We start from the raw sequence: 18,008 nt of genomic DNA on the forward strand, positions 1-18,008 counted from the left end.
TTGTTCTCTCACTAGATCGAATGCTTATACGAATAGATTTGGATAAACAAATGCTAATGCTGCTCTTACCCCAATGATAGAAACTACAATAAATACACCTGTCATAATCCAGGAAGAAATGCGCTGAGATTTAGGTGATTGCGTAATTCCCCAGCGAACTAGGAAGGACCATAATCCATTGGATAAATGGAAAGTAGCTGCTAGAATACCAGCTAAATAGAGTATTAGCATTACTGGATTAGTTAAAATGTTCTCCATCATTTCAAAGTTTACTTCAGCACCTAAAGCTTTTTGAATTCTTGTTTGGTATACATGCCAGGCAATGAAGAATACTAATATGATTCCTGTAATTCTTTGAATCGTAAACAACCAGTTACGAAAAAAGCTTAATTTTACAGGATTGTTATTAGCCGTGAAGGCAATATAAATTCCCAAAATGGCATGAAACAATAACGGTATGTAAATAACAACCCACTCAAGAATATGAACGAATGGTAAATTACCCATAAAGTCAGATGCTTTGTTAAATGCTTCTTCGCCACGTGTAGCGAAATGATTAATAACTAAGTGCTGTACTAAAAATAATCCTACAGGAATTACTCCTAGTAACGAGTGCAGCCTACGCCAATAAAATTCATTTTTCCCTGCCATAAAGTTCCCCCCCTTAGTAGTTAAGCGTCTGCATTTTCAGACATGATTCTCTTATAAATTTCGACATGTCCAATTACACAAAATGTTCTATACAATTCTGTGTCATCTTTATTCTACTCCCCCCCACGAAAAGCGTCAAGGCAACGTTTTCATTTTCCGTTTCCTATTTTATTCTATATACTTTCAATCTTTTCTCATAAAAAATATAAAAAACTGTTCCATTTTAGTATATAATATGTATATAGAAAGAGGGGAATAGAGTGAAATCTACTTCATTTAATCAAGAACAACAACAGGATGGAAAAGAGTCCATACCCGTTTTTGGATATGAATTGTTACGAGATATTTTAATTCCCAGCCTTCTCGGTAAGGATACAGCAGAAATCTCTTATTGGGCAGGAAAAAACTTAGCACGTAATTTTCCACTGCTAACCATACAGGAAATCTCTTCCTTTTTCCAAGAAGCTGCATGGGGTCAACTAAATGTAATAGATGAAAACAAAAATGAAATGAAACTAGAACTAAGTGGTCCAATCGTAGAAAGACGATTACACATGAACCAAGATGCTACTTTCCAGCTCGAAGCAGGATTTATTGCTGAACAAATTGAAAAACAAAAACATGTCGTAACAGAAGCACATGCCGAAACCATATTAAAGAAAAACATTGTCCTAATAACAGTTCGCTGGGACAAACACGATGAGGTTTTATAATATTATTCATGACTATAACAAAAAATTGTAGATATTATTTAAAAGCCAAACTATAACTTGAGTTGTTTTCAAGCTAGTTGGCTTTTTTTCTATAGGTTTAAAATCGGCTAGTAGTCCTTCTAATGTTTTCTTCTACAAACAATTCTCACGGTAGTCGCATTAAGTAAACTTTTTAGAAGCGTAATCTACTAAGAATGCAAACTTACCAGCTGAGGAAATACACGTAGACTCCAGCGGAGCAAGGGCCTCGGTGAGACCAATCTTGTGCGATTAGCAAGCACATTTCGCTTTTCTAAGCCCGTGGAAAGCAAAGTGTATTTCACCAGCGGTATAGTTACACTAATATTTATTAGGAATTACAACTCATATAAATAATTCTATCCCATCTACTTCTTTCATTTCAATTATCGAACTTCTTGCCCTACAGATAGCTTGAATTCATCATGGAGAATATTAGCTGCTTCTTCCATTTTATCTTCTTCAATAACTGCTGAAACCTTAATTTCAGATGTACTAACCATCTTAATTTGGATATTTTTCTCTGCTAAAATATTAAACATTTGCGCAGCCACTCCAGGGTTAGATACCATTCCCGCTCCTACGATTGATACTTTCGCTAGTCCAGCTTCATATTCAATATGTTCAAATCCAATTGTCTCTTTTTGGCTTTCAAGAACATTCACAGCCTCTTTACGATCTTTATTTTTGATAGAGAACGATAGGTTTGTTGTATTTGTATCTGTTTGACTTTGGATAATAATATCTACATCAATATGATTTTCTGCTAAAACAGTAAACACTGATGATAGCCCAGTTAATTGATTGCTTAATCCAAAAATTGTAAGTCTTGTAATATCCTTTTCAAACGCTACTCCTCTAACTACTAAATTATTTTCCATTGAAACTTCCTCCTCAATAACTGTGCCATCTTCATTTTCTGTGCTTGATCTAACTTCTAGTGAAACATTATAGTTTTTAGCAAATTCCACTGCTCGTGGGTGTAATACTCCTGCGCCAAGGTTTGCCAATTCCAGCATTTCATCATAAGAGATAGCTGAAAGCTTTCTTGCTCCTTCCACATATCGTGGGTCTGAAGTGAATACTCCTGTTACATCCGTACAAATTAAACATTTCTCCGCATTTAGTGCAGCTGCTATTGCAACAGCAGTTGTATCTGAGCCACCTCTTCCAAGCGTAGTTATTTCTCCTGATTCAGTAATTCCTTGGAATCCTGCAGCTACTACTACTTTGCCTTCTTGTAATAATTCATCCAAACGATTTGTCTTTATATCGAGTATCCGAGCATTTGAATGGACACTTTCCGTTATAATCCCAGCTTGCCAACCTGTTAACGAAACTGCTGGTACACCTTTTTCAATAAGTGCCATAGACAGTAGTGAAATGGTTACTTGCTCTCCAGTTGTTAGAAGCATGTCCATCTCTCTTTTTGCAGGTGTTTCTGTAATTTCACCAGCTAGTTGTAATAGATGATCTGTTGTTTTTCCCATAGCAGACACAACAACTACAACATTTTTCCCAGAATTTTTTAAGTCGATAATTCGCTTAGCAACATGTTGAATTTTTTCCGTAGTTGCGACAGAAGTGCCGCCAAACTTGATTACAATCGTACCCATTACCTTGCCTTCTTTCCATGATAGTAGTTTTCACCTTAACATATCGAACGGCCAATTCAGACTTTTTTTGGACATTCTGCATTTAAAATAAAAAAGCAATGAGAGTATTCTCATTGCTTGTGAAACGCACATATAGATAAATATATCACAACATGAGATAGCTCTCCATAACGTAGAAATCGTTATGACAATCCTGCATTTCTTAAACCCAGGACCAGCGAAGAATATTATGGGTTTTCCTTCACTTCGGCAAATCGTCCCTTTCAGTATTTATCATGGAAGCCCATCCTTCTCCAAATACTTACTATTGATGATTTGCACCTCTATCTTTTCTATGAAATTGCACTTATTATATCATTGTGCAATTAATTACACAATACCTATTTATCTAAATTTTCTTTTAGAGTAGTTGCAATATCGCTTGGAATTCCTAATTCAACTATTTCCTCCACTGTCGCTTCCTTCATCTTCTTTAATGAACCAAAATGGCGTAGCAACTTTTTCTTCCGTACAGGTCCAATACCTTTAATTTCATCAAGTGTTGATTGAAAAGCCGATTTCCCTCGTAATTGTCGATGAAAAGTAATAGCAAAGCGGTGGACTTCATCTTGAATTCTTTGTAACAAATAAAATTCCTGGCTATTTCTTGCTAACGGAACAATCTCAAGTGGATTACCAAATAACAATTGAGAAGTGCGATGTTTTTCATCTTTTGCAAGGCCAGCAACTGGTACTGTTAGCCCTAATTCATCCTCAATAATTTCCTTAGCAGCATCAATTTGACCTTTACCACCATCTATTAAGATTAAGTCAGGTAATGGGAGCTTCTCCTTTAATACCCTAGTGTATCTTCTTCTAACAACTTCACGCATGGATTCATAATCATCTGGTCCTTGCACTGACTTTATTTTATATTTACGATACTCTCGTTTTTCAGGTTTACCATCAATAAAAACTACCATTGCGGAAACAGGGTCTGTACCTTGGATATTGGAGTTATCGAATGCTTCAATACGATGCGGAGTATAAATCCCCATGGCCTCTCCTAATTTATCCACTGCGTTAATAGTACGATCTTCATCACGTTCAATGAGAGAGAATTTTTCATCTAAGGCAATTTTGGCATTTTTCATAGCTAAATTAACTAAATCTTTTTTCTGACCTTTTTTCGGTTGTAATACTTTAAGATCCAATAATTGTTCAGCTAATTCTTTATCAGCATTTTCAGGAATTAATATTTCTTTTGGCTTCACATAATTTGATTGTGAATAGAACTGCCCCAAATAAGTAAGAAATTCCTCCTCTTCCTCTCGATAAACTGGAAATAATGAAACATCTCGTTCAATTAGTTTTCCTTGTCTAATGAAGAAAACCTGTACGCACATCCAACCTTTATCTAAGGCATAACCAAAAACATCACGGCTTGTATAATCAGCAGACATCATTGTTTGTTTTTCCATTGTTGTTTCGATGTTTGCTATTTGATCTCGATATTCTTTTGCACGTTCAAATTCTAACTTTTCTGCTGCTTCTAGCATTTTTTTCTGCAGGTTCTCTTTAATCTCTGTATGACCACAATTTAAAAATCTTGTAATCTCATCCGTCATTTGCTTATATGTTTCTTCCGATACTTCATTTACACTTGGTGCTAAACATTGACCTAAATGATAATATAAACAAACTCGGTCACACATGGTATTGCATTTTCTTAGTGGATATAAACGATCAAGTAGTTTTTTTGTTTCATTTGCGGCAAGAGCATTCGGATACGGTCCAAAATATTTACCTTTATCCTTTTTGACTTTTCTTGTAATTATTAGCCTTGGATGTCGTTCATTCGTTATCTTGATATATGGATAACTTTTATCGTCTTTCAGCATGACGTTATATTTAGGATTATGCTTCTTTATTAAGTTCATTTCTAAAATTAATGCTTCGATATTAGAGGAAGTTACAATATATTCAAAATCTTCAATTTCACTAACCAAGCGTTGCGTTTTCGTATCATGAGAACCAGTAAAATAGGATCTAACTCTATTTTTCAGTATTTTTGCTTTTCCAACATAAATAATTGTATTTTGACGGTCCTTCATTAAATAACAGCCAGGTTGATCTGGCAATATTGCTAGTTTATTTTTAATTATTTCATTCATGTTCTACCACTCCAAAAAACGTATGAAAAAAATCCGAGCAACCAAGCTCGGATTTATATGTCTTACATATGTTTATTAAGTAATTCAGCTAGAGCTTCTTTCGGTTGGAAACCAACTACTTTATCAACCGTTTCGCCATCTTTCATTACAATAAGAGTTGGAATACTCATGATTCCATATTTACTAGCAGTTTCTTGGTTTTCGTCGACGTCAACTTTGACGATTTTTGCTTTCCCGTCAAGATCTCCATCAAGTTCTTCTAAAACAGGTGCAATCATTTTACAAGGTCCGCACCAAGTTGCCCAAAAATCTACTAATACTAATCCTTCGCCCGTTTCCGCAGCAAAAGTTGCATCTGTTGCATGTGTAATAGCCATAATTATTACCTCCTCTTTATATACATTATAAAGCTAAGGACAGTATATCACCAGAATTGTCATCTTGCTAACAATTTGCTTCAATAATTACTCTTACCATTTAATTAATTTTCATGAGGTAGCTGCTTTTATTTTTTTAAACTCTTCTGTTAATAAAGGAACTACTTCAAATAAGTCACCAACAATTCCATAATCGGCTACATTAAAGATATTCGCATCAGGATCTTTATTGATAGCTACAATAACCTTTGAATTGCTCATCCCAGCTAAATGTTGAATAGCACCTGAAATTCCGCAAGCAATATACAAGTCTGGTGTAACAACTTTTCCTGTTTGGCCAATTTGCAAGGAATAATCACAGTAATCCGCATCACATGCACCTCGTGAAGCGCCAACTGCTCCACCTAGTACAGAGGCCAATTCCTTTAGTGGTTCGAACCCCTCTGCACTTTTAACTCCGCGTCCCCCTGCAACTACAACTTTAGCCTCTGACAAATCAACACCATCGCTTGCCTTGCGTACTACTTCCTGCACAATGGTTCGTAAATCTGTAATATTTGCAGAAATCTTTTCTATTTCACCACTTCGAGATCCATCTTTATCCAATGCTTCAATATTATTTGGCCTAATAGTAATAATGACAACATCATCTAACGTTTTCTTTTTTTCAAAAGCTTTACCTGAATAAATAGGCCTAGTGAAGATGACATCATCATCTTCCACCTCAATTGAAGTAACATCAGAAATTAGGCCTACATTTAACTTACTTGCAATTTTTGGTGCTAGATCTTTACCTAAAGCTGTATGTCCAATAATAATCCCTTCTGGGTTTTCCTGGTTCACAATTTCTAATAAGGCTTGTGAGTAACCATCAGAACTATAATTCTTTAACTTCTCATCTTCCACTACAAGTACACGATCTGCCCCATAATGAAGTAACTCAGTGCCGAGCGAAGCTATTTTTTCTCCTAATAAAGCTACAACCACTTGACCACTTTCCGCAAGTTGTCTACCCGCTGCAATTGCTTCAAACGAAACATTTCTAAGTGAATGATCACGCACTTCTGCAAGTACAAGTATTTTTTTCGCCATTTTCTAGCCCTCCCAAGAACATACTAATTCTTAAATCGTTTTACTTAACAAGTTAGCTAGCTCCTTCACTTGCTCTTCTATTTCACCTGTAATAATTCTTCCTGCTTGTTTCTTTGGTGGGAGAAATACTTCAATTGTTTTTGTTCTTGCAGATACATCTTCCTCCTCTAAATCTAGATCATCAAGTTCAATTTCTTCTAATGGTTTTTTCTTTGCTTTCATAATTCCAGGTAAAGATGGGTATCGTGGCTCATTTAACCCTTGTTGGGCCGTAATTAATAGTGGTAGTGTAGATTCGATTACCTCTGAATCTCCTTCCACATCGCGAACAACTTTAACTTCTTTCCCTGATATCTCTAGCTTCGTAATCGTAGTGATATAAGGTATTCCTAAAATGTCTGCTACACGAGGACCTACTTGACCAGAACCACCATCAATTGCTACATTTCCAGCAAGAATTAAATCCGCTTCCTTATCAGATAAATATTCACCTATAATTTTAGCAATTGTATACTGATCACACTCTTCTACATCCTCATCAATATTAATGAGTGTCGCCTTATCTGCCCCCATTGCAAGAGCAGTTCTTAATTGTTTCTCTGCATCTTCTGATCCAACTGTTACAACAGTTACTTCACCACCGTGTTCATCTCTAACCCTTATCGCTTCTTCTATGGCATATTCATCATAAGGATTAATAATGAATTCTGCCCCATCCTCATTGATTTCTCCATTATTAATACTGATACGTTCTTCCGTATCGAATGTTCTTTTTATTAAGACATAAATATTCATACGTTCCCCTCCTACATTTCGTCTATTTTCCTTTAAAATTAGGTTCACGCTTTTCTAAAAATGCTTGTATACCTTCCTTCCTATCTTCCGTATTAAATAATGTCCCAAATCGTTCTGCTTCACGTTTCACACCTTTATCAAATTGATTCGTTTTTGTGTATTGTAATTGTTCAATAACCGCACGTAACACGATAGGACTTTTCTTAGCGATTTTTTCTGCCATTACCATTCCCTGCTCAAACAGCTCATCCTCAGGAAATGATTTGTTAGCTAATCCCCATTTAACCGCTTCTTTTCCTGTAATAGGTTCACTTGTCAACATCATTTCCGCTGCTTTTGCAGGACCAACTAGTCTTGGTAAACGTTGTGTACCAGCAAATCCAGGTATAATTCCTAATTGTAATTCCGGTAGACCTAATGTAGCAGTATCACTAACAAGACGAAGATGACATGCCATCGCAAGCTCCAAACCACCACCGAGAGCAGCTCCATGGACTACGGCGATAATTGGCTTTGGAAACTTTTCAATCTTATCAAAAGTTTGCTGCCCCCTTTCAGCCAATATAGAGAATTCTTCACCACTTTTTACTTGGGTAAATTCTTTAATATCTGCTCCTGCTGAAAAGAATCGTCCCTCACCACGGATGATTACAGATCGAATTTGTTGATCATGCTCTATTTCATCTAAAATGCTAGAAATTTCACTTATTAAATTAGATGAAAGTGCATTTGCTGGTGGTCTATTAATAGAAATAATTGCAACGGAATTTTCCTTTTTAAGAGTTAAATTTTCCATACTACACTATATTCCTCCTCTATGTACAAACATGAAAGTTTTTTATTATTTTCCACAACCATTTAATAAAAGTCGTTGAACAGCTGGTGCTAATTCTACTAAATCATATTTTTGTTCATTAATAACCCAGTTTGTGATAATTTCATCAATTGTACCGAATATCATTTGTCTTGTTAGTCTAACATCCACTATTTGAGTAAACTCATTACGTTCTATGCCATATTTTATTACTTCATCCACTACAAATAAGTAGTCCTTTAAAACATCGTTGATTTTTTGTCTTAATTCTTTATTAGATTGTCTTAGTTCTAGTTGTGTAATGATTGCTAACTTCGGATTTTCACTTAAATTTTTAAAGTGATGTTCAATTAATACTAGTAATTTTTCAGAAGCCGTTTCTTTTTTTTCAATCTCTTCTGTTATCTTGTGTACAAACATACCCATTTTTTCACGAAATACAGAGATTAAAATATCTTCTTTATTATGGAAGTAAAGATAAATAGTTCCATCAGCTACACCTGCTTGTTTTGCTATTTTTGAAACTTGTGACTGATGGAATCCGTTTTCGGCAATGACAATGACAGCCGCATCGATAATTTGCATATATTTGGGCTTATTACGTTTCATGTTAACACCACTTTTCCATTGTTAACTGAATGAGTATTCATTCATCATTCTATGACGGAAATCCTATTTCATTCCTAAATGAAAAGCTCTGTTAATCTCTGTTGTTGATTTTCGCTCCTGTACACTCGCTTTCCGCGGGCACGTCCTCAGCTAACTTGGCAAAGAAAACCGCTTTGCCAAGTGGATCTTCGGCTCGTACTGTTCCCGCAGGAGTCTCGTGTACATCCGCTACAATCAACTAAATTGTTAACAACAATGAACTTTAACAGAGCCAAATGAAAAAAGAGCCAAGAACGGCTCTTTCAGATTGTCTCAACATGCTCGTGAGTGTAATATCCGGCGACTTTTTCAATTATGAAAGAATCACAAAAGAAAAATCGTTATAATTTCCGCATCAGGGGCATGGTTCCGGGGGCATTCGGCAAGCCTCCTCGTAGCCTCGGGCTCCTGCAGGTCTCGCCCTTAATGCTAAGACTGTAGACTAATTCGATTTTGTTGAGTACGTCTACAGTCTGAAAGAGAATTTTCCTATTCTAATATCTTTGTTTCTTCTTGTTTTTTCCTTTCTTCTTCTACAAGTACTCTTCGTAGTATTTTTCCAACAGCTGTTTTAGGAAGCTCTTTGCGAAATTCGTATATTTTCGGAACCTTATATGCAGCCAGATTCTTTCGTGCAAATTCATCTAATTCTTTTTCGGTTATATTAGACCCGTCTTTTAAAACGATAAATGCCTTCACAGTTTCACCACGATACGCATCAGGAACTCCAACTACTACTAGTTCCTGAATATCAGGATGTTCGTATAAAACATCCTCTACTTCACGAGGATAAATATTAAACCCTCCAGCAATTATCATATCTTTCTTTCGATCCACTACATAAAAATAACCTTCCTCGTCCATATACCCCATATCTCCTGTATAGAGCCAACCATCTTTTAAGGTTTCAGCGGTATCATCAGGACGATTCCAATATCCTTTCATTACTTGTGGTCCTTTTACAACAATTTCACCAATCTCATTTGGTGCTGCTTCCTCACCAGTTTCAGCAGATATAATCTTTGCATCTGTATCAGGCCAAGGAACACCTATGCTTCCTTTCACACGCTCTTTACCATAAATAAAATTCGCATGTGTTACCGGTGAAGATTCGGTTAAACCATAGCCTTCTACCAGTTTTCCACCTGTAACTTCTTCAAATTTTTGTTGCACTTCGATTGGTAGTGGAGCAGAACCACTAATACATGATTCAATTGATGTTAGGTCATATTTGCTTAAATCAGGATGATTTAACAAGCCGATATAAATCGTTGGTGCACCTGGAAAAATGGTTGGACGTTGCTTATGAATTGTTTTCAATGTTGTTTCTACTTCAAATTTAGGTAGAAGAATCATTTTATATCCTTGCATAACTGCCAAAATTAAGACTGTGGTCATCCCATATACGTGGAAAAAAGGAAGCAAACCTAATATTTTTTCTTCCCCTTTTTTGGCATTGTATAACCATGCATCACAGGCAGTTGCATTAGCAATTAGATTCTTATGAGTGAGCATTACTCCTTTTGGATGTCCGGTCGTTCCACCCGTGTATTGTAAAAGTGCTAAATCATTTTCAAAATCAAATTCTATCCTATGTGGTTCAGGTTGCGAGACGGACATTATTTTTTTAAAGAGATGGATATTACCTTCATGCTTTAATTGCACTACTATTCCTGTTTGCTTTTTTTGAATAAATGGGTAAAGAAGATTCTTTGGAAATGGTAGGTAATCTTTGATAGCGGTAATGATAACATGATCCAATTTCGTATGCTTCAATACTTTGGATATACGGGGGTACAAAATGTCTAATGAGATTATTGCTTTAGCTCTTGAGTCATTAATTTGATATTCTAATTCTCGTTCTGTATATAATGGATTTGTTTGGACTACTATTCCGCCAGCATATAAAATACCGTAATAACTTATTACTCCTTGAGGACTATTAGGCAGCATAATTGCTACACGATCACCTTTTTTAATACCGATACTAATTAAATAATTGGATAGTCTTAAGGCACTTTCATACACTTGACGATATGTCATCTCTTTGCCCATAAAATGGACAGCCACTTTATCCGGGTATTTTCGAGCTGCTTCGGTTAGATAAGTTTGGACTGGTTTCTCTTCATAATCCAGCGTTGTTGGTATTGATTCGGGATAAAGCTTTAACCAAGGCTTCGCTTCCATTCAATCCCCCCCTTATCTTAGAGAAAACCGTTAGACAGTAAATGTATTACAATCAACTTGAAGTGAATGTATTTGTTTAGGTATTTTCAACTATAATAATTTCCTCTATTACATGATAATCGAAACAGTCGATAATTATTCTTGTATTCCCTGTAATCTGTTGGAAAAAAACAATAAAAAAAAGCTGCCGAGGCAGCTTATTACACAGTTATTAAAAAAATGATCCCACATAATAAAAATAATCCACAAACAACAAATAATATTTTTGCTAAAGTTTCCAATTGATCCTCCCTAATGTATTCCTGCTCCAATCACATAGGACAATCCAATCGATATAATCATCGAGAGAAATCCTACAGCACGATTATTTTTCGCAATTTCATTATCAACATTGAATTTTGGCATTAAAAATTCGAAAATAAAATAGCCTGTTAATAATAAAAAGAAACCAAATACTCCCCAACCTACCATGACCAACAGGCTGTCATGATGGAGGATGGAATGTCTAAATACATTGGCAATACCGAAAATTTTTCCTCCTGTCGCCATCGCAACAGCAACGTTTCCGCTCTTGATTTCTTCCCAATTATTATACTTTGTGACAAGTTCAAAGATAAATAAAAATAAAATTATACATAGGACAGTAACACTATAATAACCTGCTGTTTGAACAAATGAGTTTTGCCAAAAAGAGTCCAATTGAAATCACTCCCCTATACTTAAGTAAAGACGTATCGTTATTTAAACTCAACTACTGTTACGCCACTACCGCCTTCTCCAGCTTCTCCTAGTCTTATACGTTTTACAGAGCGATGTTGTTTCAAATATTCTGTAACTCCCGTACGTAATGCTCCAGTTCCTTTCCCATGTATAATAGAAACTCGCGGATAATTAGCTAGCAATGCATCATCTATATATTTTTCAACTTGATGAATTGCATCCTCATACCGTTCACCACGCAAGTCTAATTCTAATCCAACATGGTAATCGCGACCCTTTATCGTCGCTAAAGGTTTTGTTTCCTTCTTTTGTTCCGATTTTATGAATTGTAAATCTTTTTCATGGACTTTCATTTTCATAATACCTATTTGAACTTGCCATTCTTCATCACTAGTCTTTTCTAATAGGATTCCCTTTTGACCAAATGAAAGAACTTTTACTTCATCACCAGGCTGGTAATCATGATTTTCTTGCTTTGTATTTTGCTGATTTTTTCCCTTATTTACTTTCGGTACAGCTTCTTCTAGCCTTCTTCTTGCCTCAATTAGCTCATGTTCCTTTATGCTCGCACCGCTTTGAAGACGCATTTCTCTTAAATCCTTCATCACATCTTCTGCTTCTGCTTTAGCACGATCAATTAACTTTGCTGCTTTTTCTTCTGCCTTTTCATATAACTCCTGCTTACGCTCATAAAATTCCATCATTTGTTTTTGCATATCACGATGTAATTTCTCGGCATTTTTTAATAAATCGTGTGCCTCTTCATATTCATGTTCAGCATCTCGGCGACTTTTCTCAAGTGAGGCGATCATATTCTCTACTTCATTCGTTTCTGTATCAATCATAGACTTTGCTGTATTAATGACACTTTCAGATAAACCGAGTTTTTTGGAAATTTCAAATGCATTACTTCTGCCAGGAACTCCTATTAATAAACGATATGTTGGTTGTAATGTTTCTACATCAAATTCGACACTTGCATTGATAACACCCTCACGATTATACCCATAAGCTTTTAGTTCAGGGTAATGAGTTGTTGCAATTACATGTGCACCTCTTTGATACACATCGTCTAGAATCGATATTGCAAGTGCAGCTCCTTCTTGTGGATCTGTTCCTGCTCCTAACTCATCAAAAAGTACCAAACTCTCGTGGTCAACATGCTTTAAAATATCTACAATATTGACCATATGAGAGGAAAAAGTACTCAAACTTTGTTCTATCGACTGTTCATCACCAATATCTGCAAAAACAGCTTTGAAAACTGCAACATCTGAGCCTTCTTGAGCAGGAATATGCAAGCCAGCTTGAGCCATCAATGTCAATAAACCAACTGTTTTAAGTGTGATTGTTTTACCACCTGTGTTTGGCCCTGTAATGACCATCGTTGAATAGTCTGTTCCTAACGTAATATCATTCGCAACTGCGCCATCTATTGGTAATAGAGGATGGCGTGCTTGATATAAACGTATTATACCTTCTTTGTTAATATTTGGTTTTGAAGAATGAGTCTTTTTCCCGAAACGTGCCTTCGCAAACATGAAGTCTAATTCAGCTAAAATATCAACCATCCGATTTAAGTCATCAGCAAATTCCGCAACTGAAATTGTTAATACGCCTAGGATACGATCGATTTCTTGCTTTTCTTTCATTTGTAATTCACGTAGGTCATTATTTAATTCTACGATTACTTGTGGTTCTATAAATAATGTTTGTCCTGATGAAGATTGATCGTGAACAATGCCACCGTAGTGTGCACGATATTCCTGTTTCACTGGAATAACGTAACGCTCATTACGAATGGTTACAATTGCATCAGAAAGCATTTTTTGTGCATTTCGATTTCGAATAAGACTATCTAACTTTTCTTTAATTTTAGATTCCGTTCTACGATGTTGTTGGCGTATACTTCTTAATGCATCACTTGCTGAATCTAATATTTCTCCACCTTCATCAATTGCTGCTTTAATCTCCTTCTCCAGATCTGCTAAAGGAGTGATCCCATTTACTTTTTCTTCTAATATAGGTATATCAACTTCATTTTCTAGTAAGTCCTCTACAAATCGTTTCATGGAACGTCCAGCAGAAATTGTGCTAGCAGTTTGAATTAGTTCCAATGAATTAAGGACACCACCAATTACAGCTCTTTTTACATGTGGTTTAATATTATGGATTCCACTAAGCGGTGCATGTCCTTTTAAGCGAAGTACATGGGCTGCTTCATCCGTTTCTGCTTGTAGTCGTACAACCTCTTCAAATGTTGTTGCTGGTTTTAATTGTTTAATTTTCTCCAATCCAAGTTCAGAAGAAGCGTATTCTTCCAGTTGTTGGATAATTTTCGTAAATTCAAGTGTTCGTAGTAATTTCTCATTCATGGAGTTAAATTCTCCCCTTTTTTGTTTCAATCAATCATTTCTTTTAAGGAATTTAATAACATCTTCTTTGTTCATCGTATTTAGAACGGATGATGATTGTATCCATCCTTTTCGTGCAGTTGACACTCCGAGCCCCATAAAATTCAAATTATTCATGTTATGAGCATCAGTATTAATCACAATTTTTACACCTTCTGCTTGGGCTTTCCTAACATACGCTGCTGTTAAATCTAATCTTTCTGGACTTGCATTTAATTCAAGCGCTGTATTTGTATTTTTAGCCATTTCAATTAGCAAGTCAATATCAACATCATATCCATCTCTTTTTCCTAATCTTCTTCCAGTTGGATGAGCAATGATATCAACATGTGGATTTTGCATTGCATTTTCTAATCTTTTCATTATTTTATCCCGAGATTGCGAAAAACTAGAATGAATAGAAGCAATGACAATATCCAGTTCCGCTAGCACATCATCCTCATAATTTAGGCTTCCATCAGGAAGAATATCCATTTCCACACCAGATAGAATGAGTATATCATTATATTTTTCATTTAATTTACGAATTTCTTCATTTTGTTTTTTTAAGCGGTCAACTGTAAGACCATTTGCAACTTTTAAAAATTCAGAGTGATCCGTAATAGCCATGTATTGATAGCCTTTTTTCCGACATGCCTCCACCATCTGCTCCAGAGAGTGGGCTCCATCTGACCAAGTTGTATGCATATGGAGATCACCTTTGATATCTTCTAATGTGATCAATCCATAATCTTCTGTAAATACATCAACTTCTTTTCCATCTTCTCTTAATTCTGGCGGAATGTATGGTAAATTAAAATGCTGGAAAAACTTTTGTTCGTTTTCAAACGTAAGAATTTCCCCCGTCTCTATAATTTCAACCCCATACTCATTAATCTTTTCACCACGATCTTTTGCAAGTTGGCGCATACGCACATTGTGTTCTTTGGACCCAGTAAAATGGTGTAATGCAGTGGCAAATTCCGCTGGTTCTACGAGACGGAAATCTACTGATACACGGTAATTCCCCTCTAAAATTACGGATATCTTTGTATTACCGGTGGAAGTTGCTTCTTTACAGCCTTCTAGTGCTAGTAATTGTTCTTTTACTACTGCTGGACTTTCGGTTGCAATGATAAAATCTAAATCTTTCATCGTCTCTCGAACGCGTCGCAAACTACCAGCTCTTGAAAAATAGGAAATCTCTTGTATTTGTTTTAACGACTTTTCTAATTGTTCAGCGATAGGAAGCATGTAAGAGATTGGCAATCGTTCTGGTTGTGTACCTACTTGATGGATAGCTTCTAATATCTTTTTTTCTGTTTTCTTACCAAATCCTTTTAGAGAAGCAACTTCACCTTTTTCGCAAGCATCTTTCAACATTTCTATATCTTCAATGCCTAGCTCTTTATAAAGCCTCGCAATCTTCTTTCCACCAAGACCAGGTAGTTGAAGTAATAATACTAACCCTTTTGGAACTTCAGCTTGTAACTGTTGTAATGTTGAGGAAGTCCCATTCTCTATAAATTCTTCGATAACTGTTGCTGTACCTTTTCCTATATTAGGGATAGTCGTAAAATCAGTAATCTCATCTAAACTTCGTTCATCTACTTCTAATGCATTTGCCGCTTTTCGAAATGCAGAAATTTTAAAAGAATTTTCTCCTTTTAGTTCCATATATATTGCAATTTGCTCTAGTAATCGGATTACATTCTTTTTGTCAATGGACATTTGTTACTCACCAGCCGTTCATGATAATTCTAGTTTTATTCTATCAAATCATACGGATAAAAGACACAACAGCAAACTAGTACGCGAAACGAAAAAAGAAACTCATGGATAGGAGGATAAATAAAACAAAAAAACGAACTATCATTTGATTACAACTCATGATAGTTCGATTCTTCATTTTGTCTTTGATGTGTTATTCAAACAGGGTTGGACTCCCCACTATACTTAATGAAAAATTTCAGCGAAGTGTATTTTTGAAGCGGTAAAGTTACACTAGAATTGTTCGGATTTCCATCCGATTTAATTGTTTTTGTCCCATCCTCTTATTTCTGAATATAATCAAGCCATATTTTTTTCAGTTCTGCAGAGAAATAAGGTGTTTTATTTAACATCCATTCTGCAATTGTTGATTTATCAATTAATGTTTGGATAGATTCAAGTGGTAATAGTGCTGTTATATATAGTAGGATAAAGACAAGTAAATACATCTCGATGAAGCCTAGAATTCCGCCTGCCCATAAGTTTAATGATTTTAATAAAGGTAGGCTAGCAACAATGTCTAATGCTGATCCAATGATAGCAAGTAATATACGAACAGCGATAAAAATGATCACAAATGCGATAGCACGATAAAAAGATTCATCAAAGTTGGCAGAATCAAGAACCATCTTAACGGCACCACTTGCCTCAATGTCAGGATATGGAATCCATAATTTTAATTTAGGTGCAAGCTCATCATAATACAAATAAGCGACAATAAATGAGATGATAAAACCAATCATATGTATAAGTTGGAGGATAAACCCTCTTCGAAAACCAATTAATAATCCAATTATTAATAATATTATTAAAGCTAAATCTAACATATTAATCCCCATTTCAATAGAATCCTATTGTATATCATAGCATGAATAAAAAAAGATGGGAATAATTTGTCGGAAAATCACACAATAACAGACATATATTAAGTATAGAGAGGAAGAATCGTAATGGGTAATATTATCCTTACATTATCTGCTACAGAGTTAAAGAAAATACAAGACTTTTATGAACCTTACAATACAGGGAAAATACCGCCCGGTGGAGTCTTTAGCGCAAAGAAAAACGGTTGTACAATAACAGCGTATAAATCAGGAAAAGTCATGTTTCAAGGACCAGGAAATGAAGAAGAGTCTAGCAGATGGGGAACACCGATTGTAAAGGGAACGTCAAAAGTTTCACAAGCAAAAACATCAGGAAATGCTCTCCCTAAAGATATTTCCTCCCTCTCTGTTATTGGAACAGATGAAGTTGGAAAAGGCGATTATTTTGGTCCTCTTACAGTTGTCGCGGCATATGTCGATAAAAAACAGATTCCCCTTTTACAAGAGTTGGGAGTAAAGGATTCAAAAGATTTAAAGGACCCAGAAATAGTGAGAATCGCCAAGGATTTGTTGACATTTCTACCTTATAGTTTATTAAAATTACCGAATCCAAAATATAACCGTTTGCAAGCATCAGGCATGACACAAGGAAAAATGACGGCTATTTTACATAACCAAGCGATCAATCATCTACTAGAAAAAATAGCTCCAGAAAGGCCGGATGCAATTCTAGTCGATCAATTTGCAGAAGCTCCTATTTATTTCCGCCATTTACAAGGTCAAAAACAAATTTGTAGGCAGAATGTTTATTTTAGTACTAAAGCAGAAAGTATTCATCTTGCTGTTGCAGCAGCTTCTATACTTGCTCGCTATGCTTTCATTAAAGCGTTTGATAAATTAAGTGATAAAGCTGGCTTTACATTAACGAAGGGGGCAGGTTCTAAAGTAGATCATGCTGCAGCTAGGATAATTAAGACACAAGGAATCGAAGCTTTGAATGAGTATACAAAACTCCACTTTGCGAATACAGAAAAGGCAAAACGAATCGCGGGGATTAAGTAAATGAAGGTTGAGACAAAACGGTTTTGACCTGGATATAAATCCGAACAATGTAAGTGTAGCTATATCGCTACGGAAATACACTTCGCTTTCCGCGGGCGGCTAATGAGCCTCCTGATATGAACGAAACTGTCAAGGCTCCCACTCAATATTTTGTAATATAGATTTTTGGGCAACT

15 protein-coding genes and 1 riboswitch are annotated in these 18,008 nt (G+C 35.7%); of the genes, 2 read left to right on the plus strand and 13 right to left on the minus strand.

The features are described from left to right. Positions 1-24 precede the first annotated feature (24 nt). Positions 25-651 (minus strand): succinate dehydrogenase cytochrome b558 subunit, encoded by a 627-nt coding sequence (locus ACFPM4_RS18995; protein WP_144927783.1) that lies wholly within the window; start codon positions 649-651, stop codon positions 25-27. Between the two features lie 260 nt (positions 652-911). On the opposite strand from ACFPM4_RS18995, the gene ACFPM4_RS19000 reads away from it, so the two are divergent. Then, a complete protein-coding gene (locus ACFPM4_RS19000; protein ID WP_144927780.1) occupies positions 912-1,364 on the plus strand; it encodes a YslB family protein in 453 nt (150 codons plus the stop codon). Between the two features lie 404 nt (positions 1,365-1,768). On the opposite strand, the gene ACFPM4_RS19005 is transcribed toward ACFPM4_RS19000, so the two are convergent. From ACFPM4_RS19005 to ACFPM4_RS19060, 12 genes are all read right to left on the minus strand, one after another. Then, positions 1,769-2,998: an aspartate kinase gene (locus ACFPM4_RS19005; protein WP_382355294.1), complete on the minus strand. Its 1,230-nt coding sequence runs from the start codon at positions 2,996-2,998 to the stop codon at positions 1,769-1,771. Between the two features lie 150 nt (positions 2,999-3,148). Beyond that, positions 3,149-3,332, minus strand: a riboswitch (Lysine riboswitch). 46 nt (positions 3,333-3,378) lie between these two features. Then, positions 3,379-5,151, minus strand: a complete 1,773-nt coding sequence (gene uvrC, locus ACFPM4_RS19010) for an excinuclease ABC subunit UvrC (RefSeq protein ID WP_382355297.1) — start codon at positions 5,149-5,151, stop codon at positions 3,379-3,381. Positions 5,152-5,213: 62 nt separating this feature from the next. After that, positions 5,214-5,528, minus strand: coding sequence for a thioredoxin (gene trxA / locus ACFPM4_RS19015; RefSeq protein WP_144927771.1), 315 nt, complete (start codon positions 5,526-5,528; stop codon positions 5,214-5,216). A gap of 111 nt (positions 5,529-5,639) precedes the next feature. Continuing rightward, complete coding sequence (locus tag ACFPM4_RS19020) at positions 5,640-6,620, minus strand: electron transfer flavoprotein subunit alpha/FixB family protein (RefSeq protein WP_382355301.1); 981 nt, start codon at positions 6,618-6,620, stop codon at positions 5,640-5,642. A gap of 30 nt (positions 6,621-6,650) precedes the next feature. Further along, positions 6,651-7,415, minus strand: a complete 765-nt coding sequence (locus tag ACFPM4_RS19025; protein WP_382355304.1) for an electron transfer flavoprotein subunit beta/FixA family protein — start codon at positions 7,413-7,415, stop codon at positions 6,651-6,653. Between the two features lie 22 nt (positions 7,416-7,437). Continuing rightward, complete coding sequence (locus ACFPM4_RS19030; protein ID WP_144927762.1) at positions 7,438-8,211, minus strand: enoyl-CoA hydratase; 774 nt, start codon at positions 8,209-8,211, stop codon at positions 7,438-7,440. A 45-nt stretch (positions 8,212-8,256) separates the two neighbouring features. Continuing rightward, complete coding sequence (locus ACFPM4_RS19035; protein ID WP_144927759.1) at positions 8,257-8,838, minus strand: TetR/AcrR family transcriptional regulator; 582 nt, start codon at positions 8,836-8,838, stop codon at positions 8,257-8,259. 528 nt (positions 8,839-9,366) lie between these two features. Continuing rightward, positions 9,367-11,064: a long-chain-fatty-acid--CoA ligase gene (locus ACFPM4_RS19040; protein ID WP_382355309.1), complete on the minus strand. Its 1,698-nt coding sequence runs from the start codon at positions 11,062-11,064 to the stop codon at positions 9,367-9,369. A gap of 291 nt (positions 11,065-11,355) precedes the next feature. Next, on the minus strand, positions 11,356-11,763 hold the full coding sequence (locus ACFPM4_RS19045; RefSeq protein WP_382355312.1) for a DUF350 domain-containing protein: 408 nt from the start codon (positions 11,761-11,763) through the stop codon (positions 11,356-11,358). Between the two features lie 38 nt (positions 11,764-11,801). Beyond that, positions 11,802-14,159, minus strand: coding sequence for an endonuclease MutS2 (locus ACFPM4_RS19050; protein ID WP_382355344.1), 2,358 nt, complete (start codon positions 14,157-14,159; stop codon positions 11,802-11,804). 30 nt (positions 14,160-14,189) lie between these two features. After that, positions 14,190-15,908: a DNA polymerase/3'-5' exonuclease PolX gene (gene polX / locus ACFPM4_RS19055; protein ID WP_382355315.1), complete on the minus strand. Its 1,719-nt coding sequence runs from the start codon at positions 15,906-15,908 to the stop codon at positions 14,190-14,192. Positions 15,909-16,231: 323 nt separating this feature from the next. Then, positions 16,232-16,786, minus strand: coding sequence for a CvpA family protein (locus ACFPM4_RS19060; protein WP_318281122.1), 555 nt, complete (start codon positions 16,784-16,786; stop codon positions 16,232-16,234). Between the two features lie 111 nt (positions 16,787-16,897). On the opposite strand from ACFPM4_RS19060, the gene rnhC reads away from it, so the two are divergent. Further along, complete coding sequence (gene rnhC, locus ACFPM4_RS19065) at positions 16,898-17,833, plus strand: ribonuclease HIII (RefSeq protein WP_382355319.1); 936 nt, start codon at positions 16,898-16,900, stop codon at positions 17,831-17,833. Positions 17,834-18,008 lie beyond the last annotated feature (175 nt).

The organism is Lederbergia graminis (assembly GCF_042655485.1).
Classification (GTDB): Bacteria; Bacillota; Bacilli; order Bacillales; family Bacillaceae_C; genus Lederbergia; species Lederbergia graminis.

Excerpts from the sequence above, each read along its gene's own strand:
- ACFPM4_RS19060 (WP_318281122.1), bottom strand. The coding sequence starts at position 16,786 with ATGGGGATTAATATGTTAGATTTAGCTTTAATAATATTATTAATAATT.
- ACFPM4_RS19050 (WP_382355344.1), bottom strand. The coding sequence starts at position 14,159 with ATGAATGAGAAATTACTACGAACACTTGAATTTACGAAAATTATCCAA.
- ACFPM4_RS19040 (WP_382355309.1), bottom strand. The coding sequence starts at position 11,064 with ATGGAAGCGAAGCCTTGGTTAAAGCTTTATCCCGAATCAATACCAACA.
- uvrC (WP_382355297.1), bottom strand. The coding sequence starts at position 5,151 with ATGAATGAAATAATTAAAAATAAACTAGCAATATTGCCAGATCAACCT.
- trxA (WP_144927771.1), bottom strand. The coding sequence starts at position 5,528 with ATGGCTATTACACATGCAACAGATGCAACTTTTGCTGCGGAAACGGGC.
- ACFPM4_RS19030 (WP_144927762.1), bottom strand. The coding sequence starts at position 8,211 with ATGGAAAATTTAACTCTTAAAAAGGAAAATTCCGTTGCAATTATTTCT.
- ACFPM4_RS19005 (WP_382355294.1), bottom strand. The coding sequence starts at position 2,998 with ATGGGTACGATTGTAATCAAGTTTGGCGGCACTTCTGTCGCAACTACG.
- ACFPM4_RS19035 (WP_144927759.1), bottom strand. The coding sequence starts at position 8,838 with ATGAAACGTAATAAGCCCAAATATATGCAAATTATCGATGCGGCTGTC.
- ACFPM4_RS18995 (WP_144927783.1), bottom strand. The coding sequence starts at position 651 with ATGGCAGGGAAAAATGAATTTTATTGGCGTAGGCTGCACTCGTTACTA.
- ACFPM4_RS19025 (WP_382355304.1), bottom strand. The coding sequence starts at position 7,415 with ATGAATATTTATGTCTTAATAAAAAGAACATTCGATACGGAAGAACGT.
- polX (WP_382355315.1), bottom strand. The coding sequence starts at position 15,908 with ATGTCCATTGACAAAAAGAATGTAATCCGATTACTAGAGCAAATTGCA.
- rnhC (WP_382355319.1), top strand. The coding sequence starts at position 16,898 with ATGGGTAATATTATCCTTACATTATCTGCTACAGAGTTAAAGAAAATA.
- ACFPM4_RS19020 (WP_382355301.1), bottom strand. The coding sequence starts at position 6,620 with ATGGCGAAAAAAATACTTGTACTTGCAGAAGTGCGTGATCATTCACTT.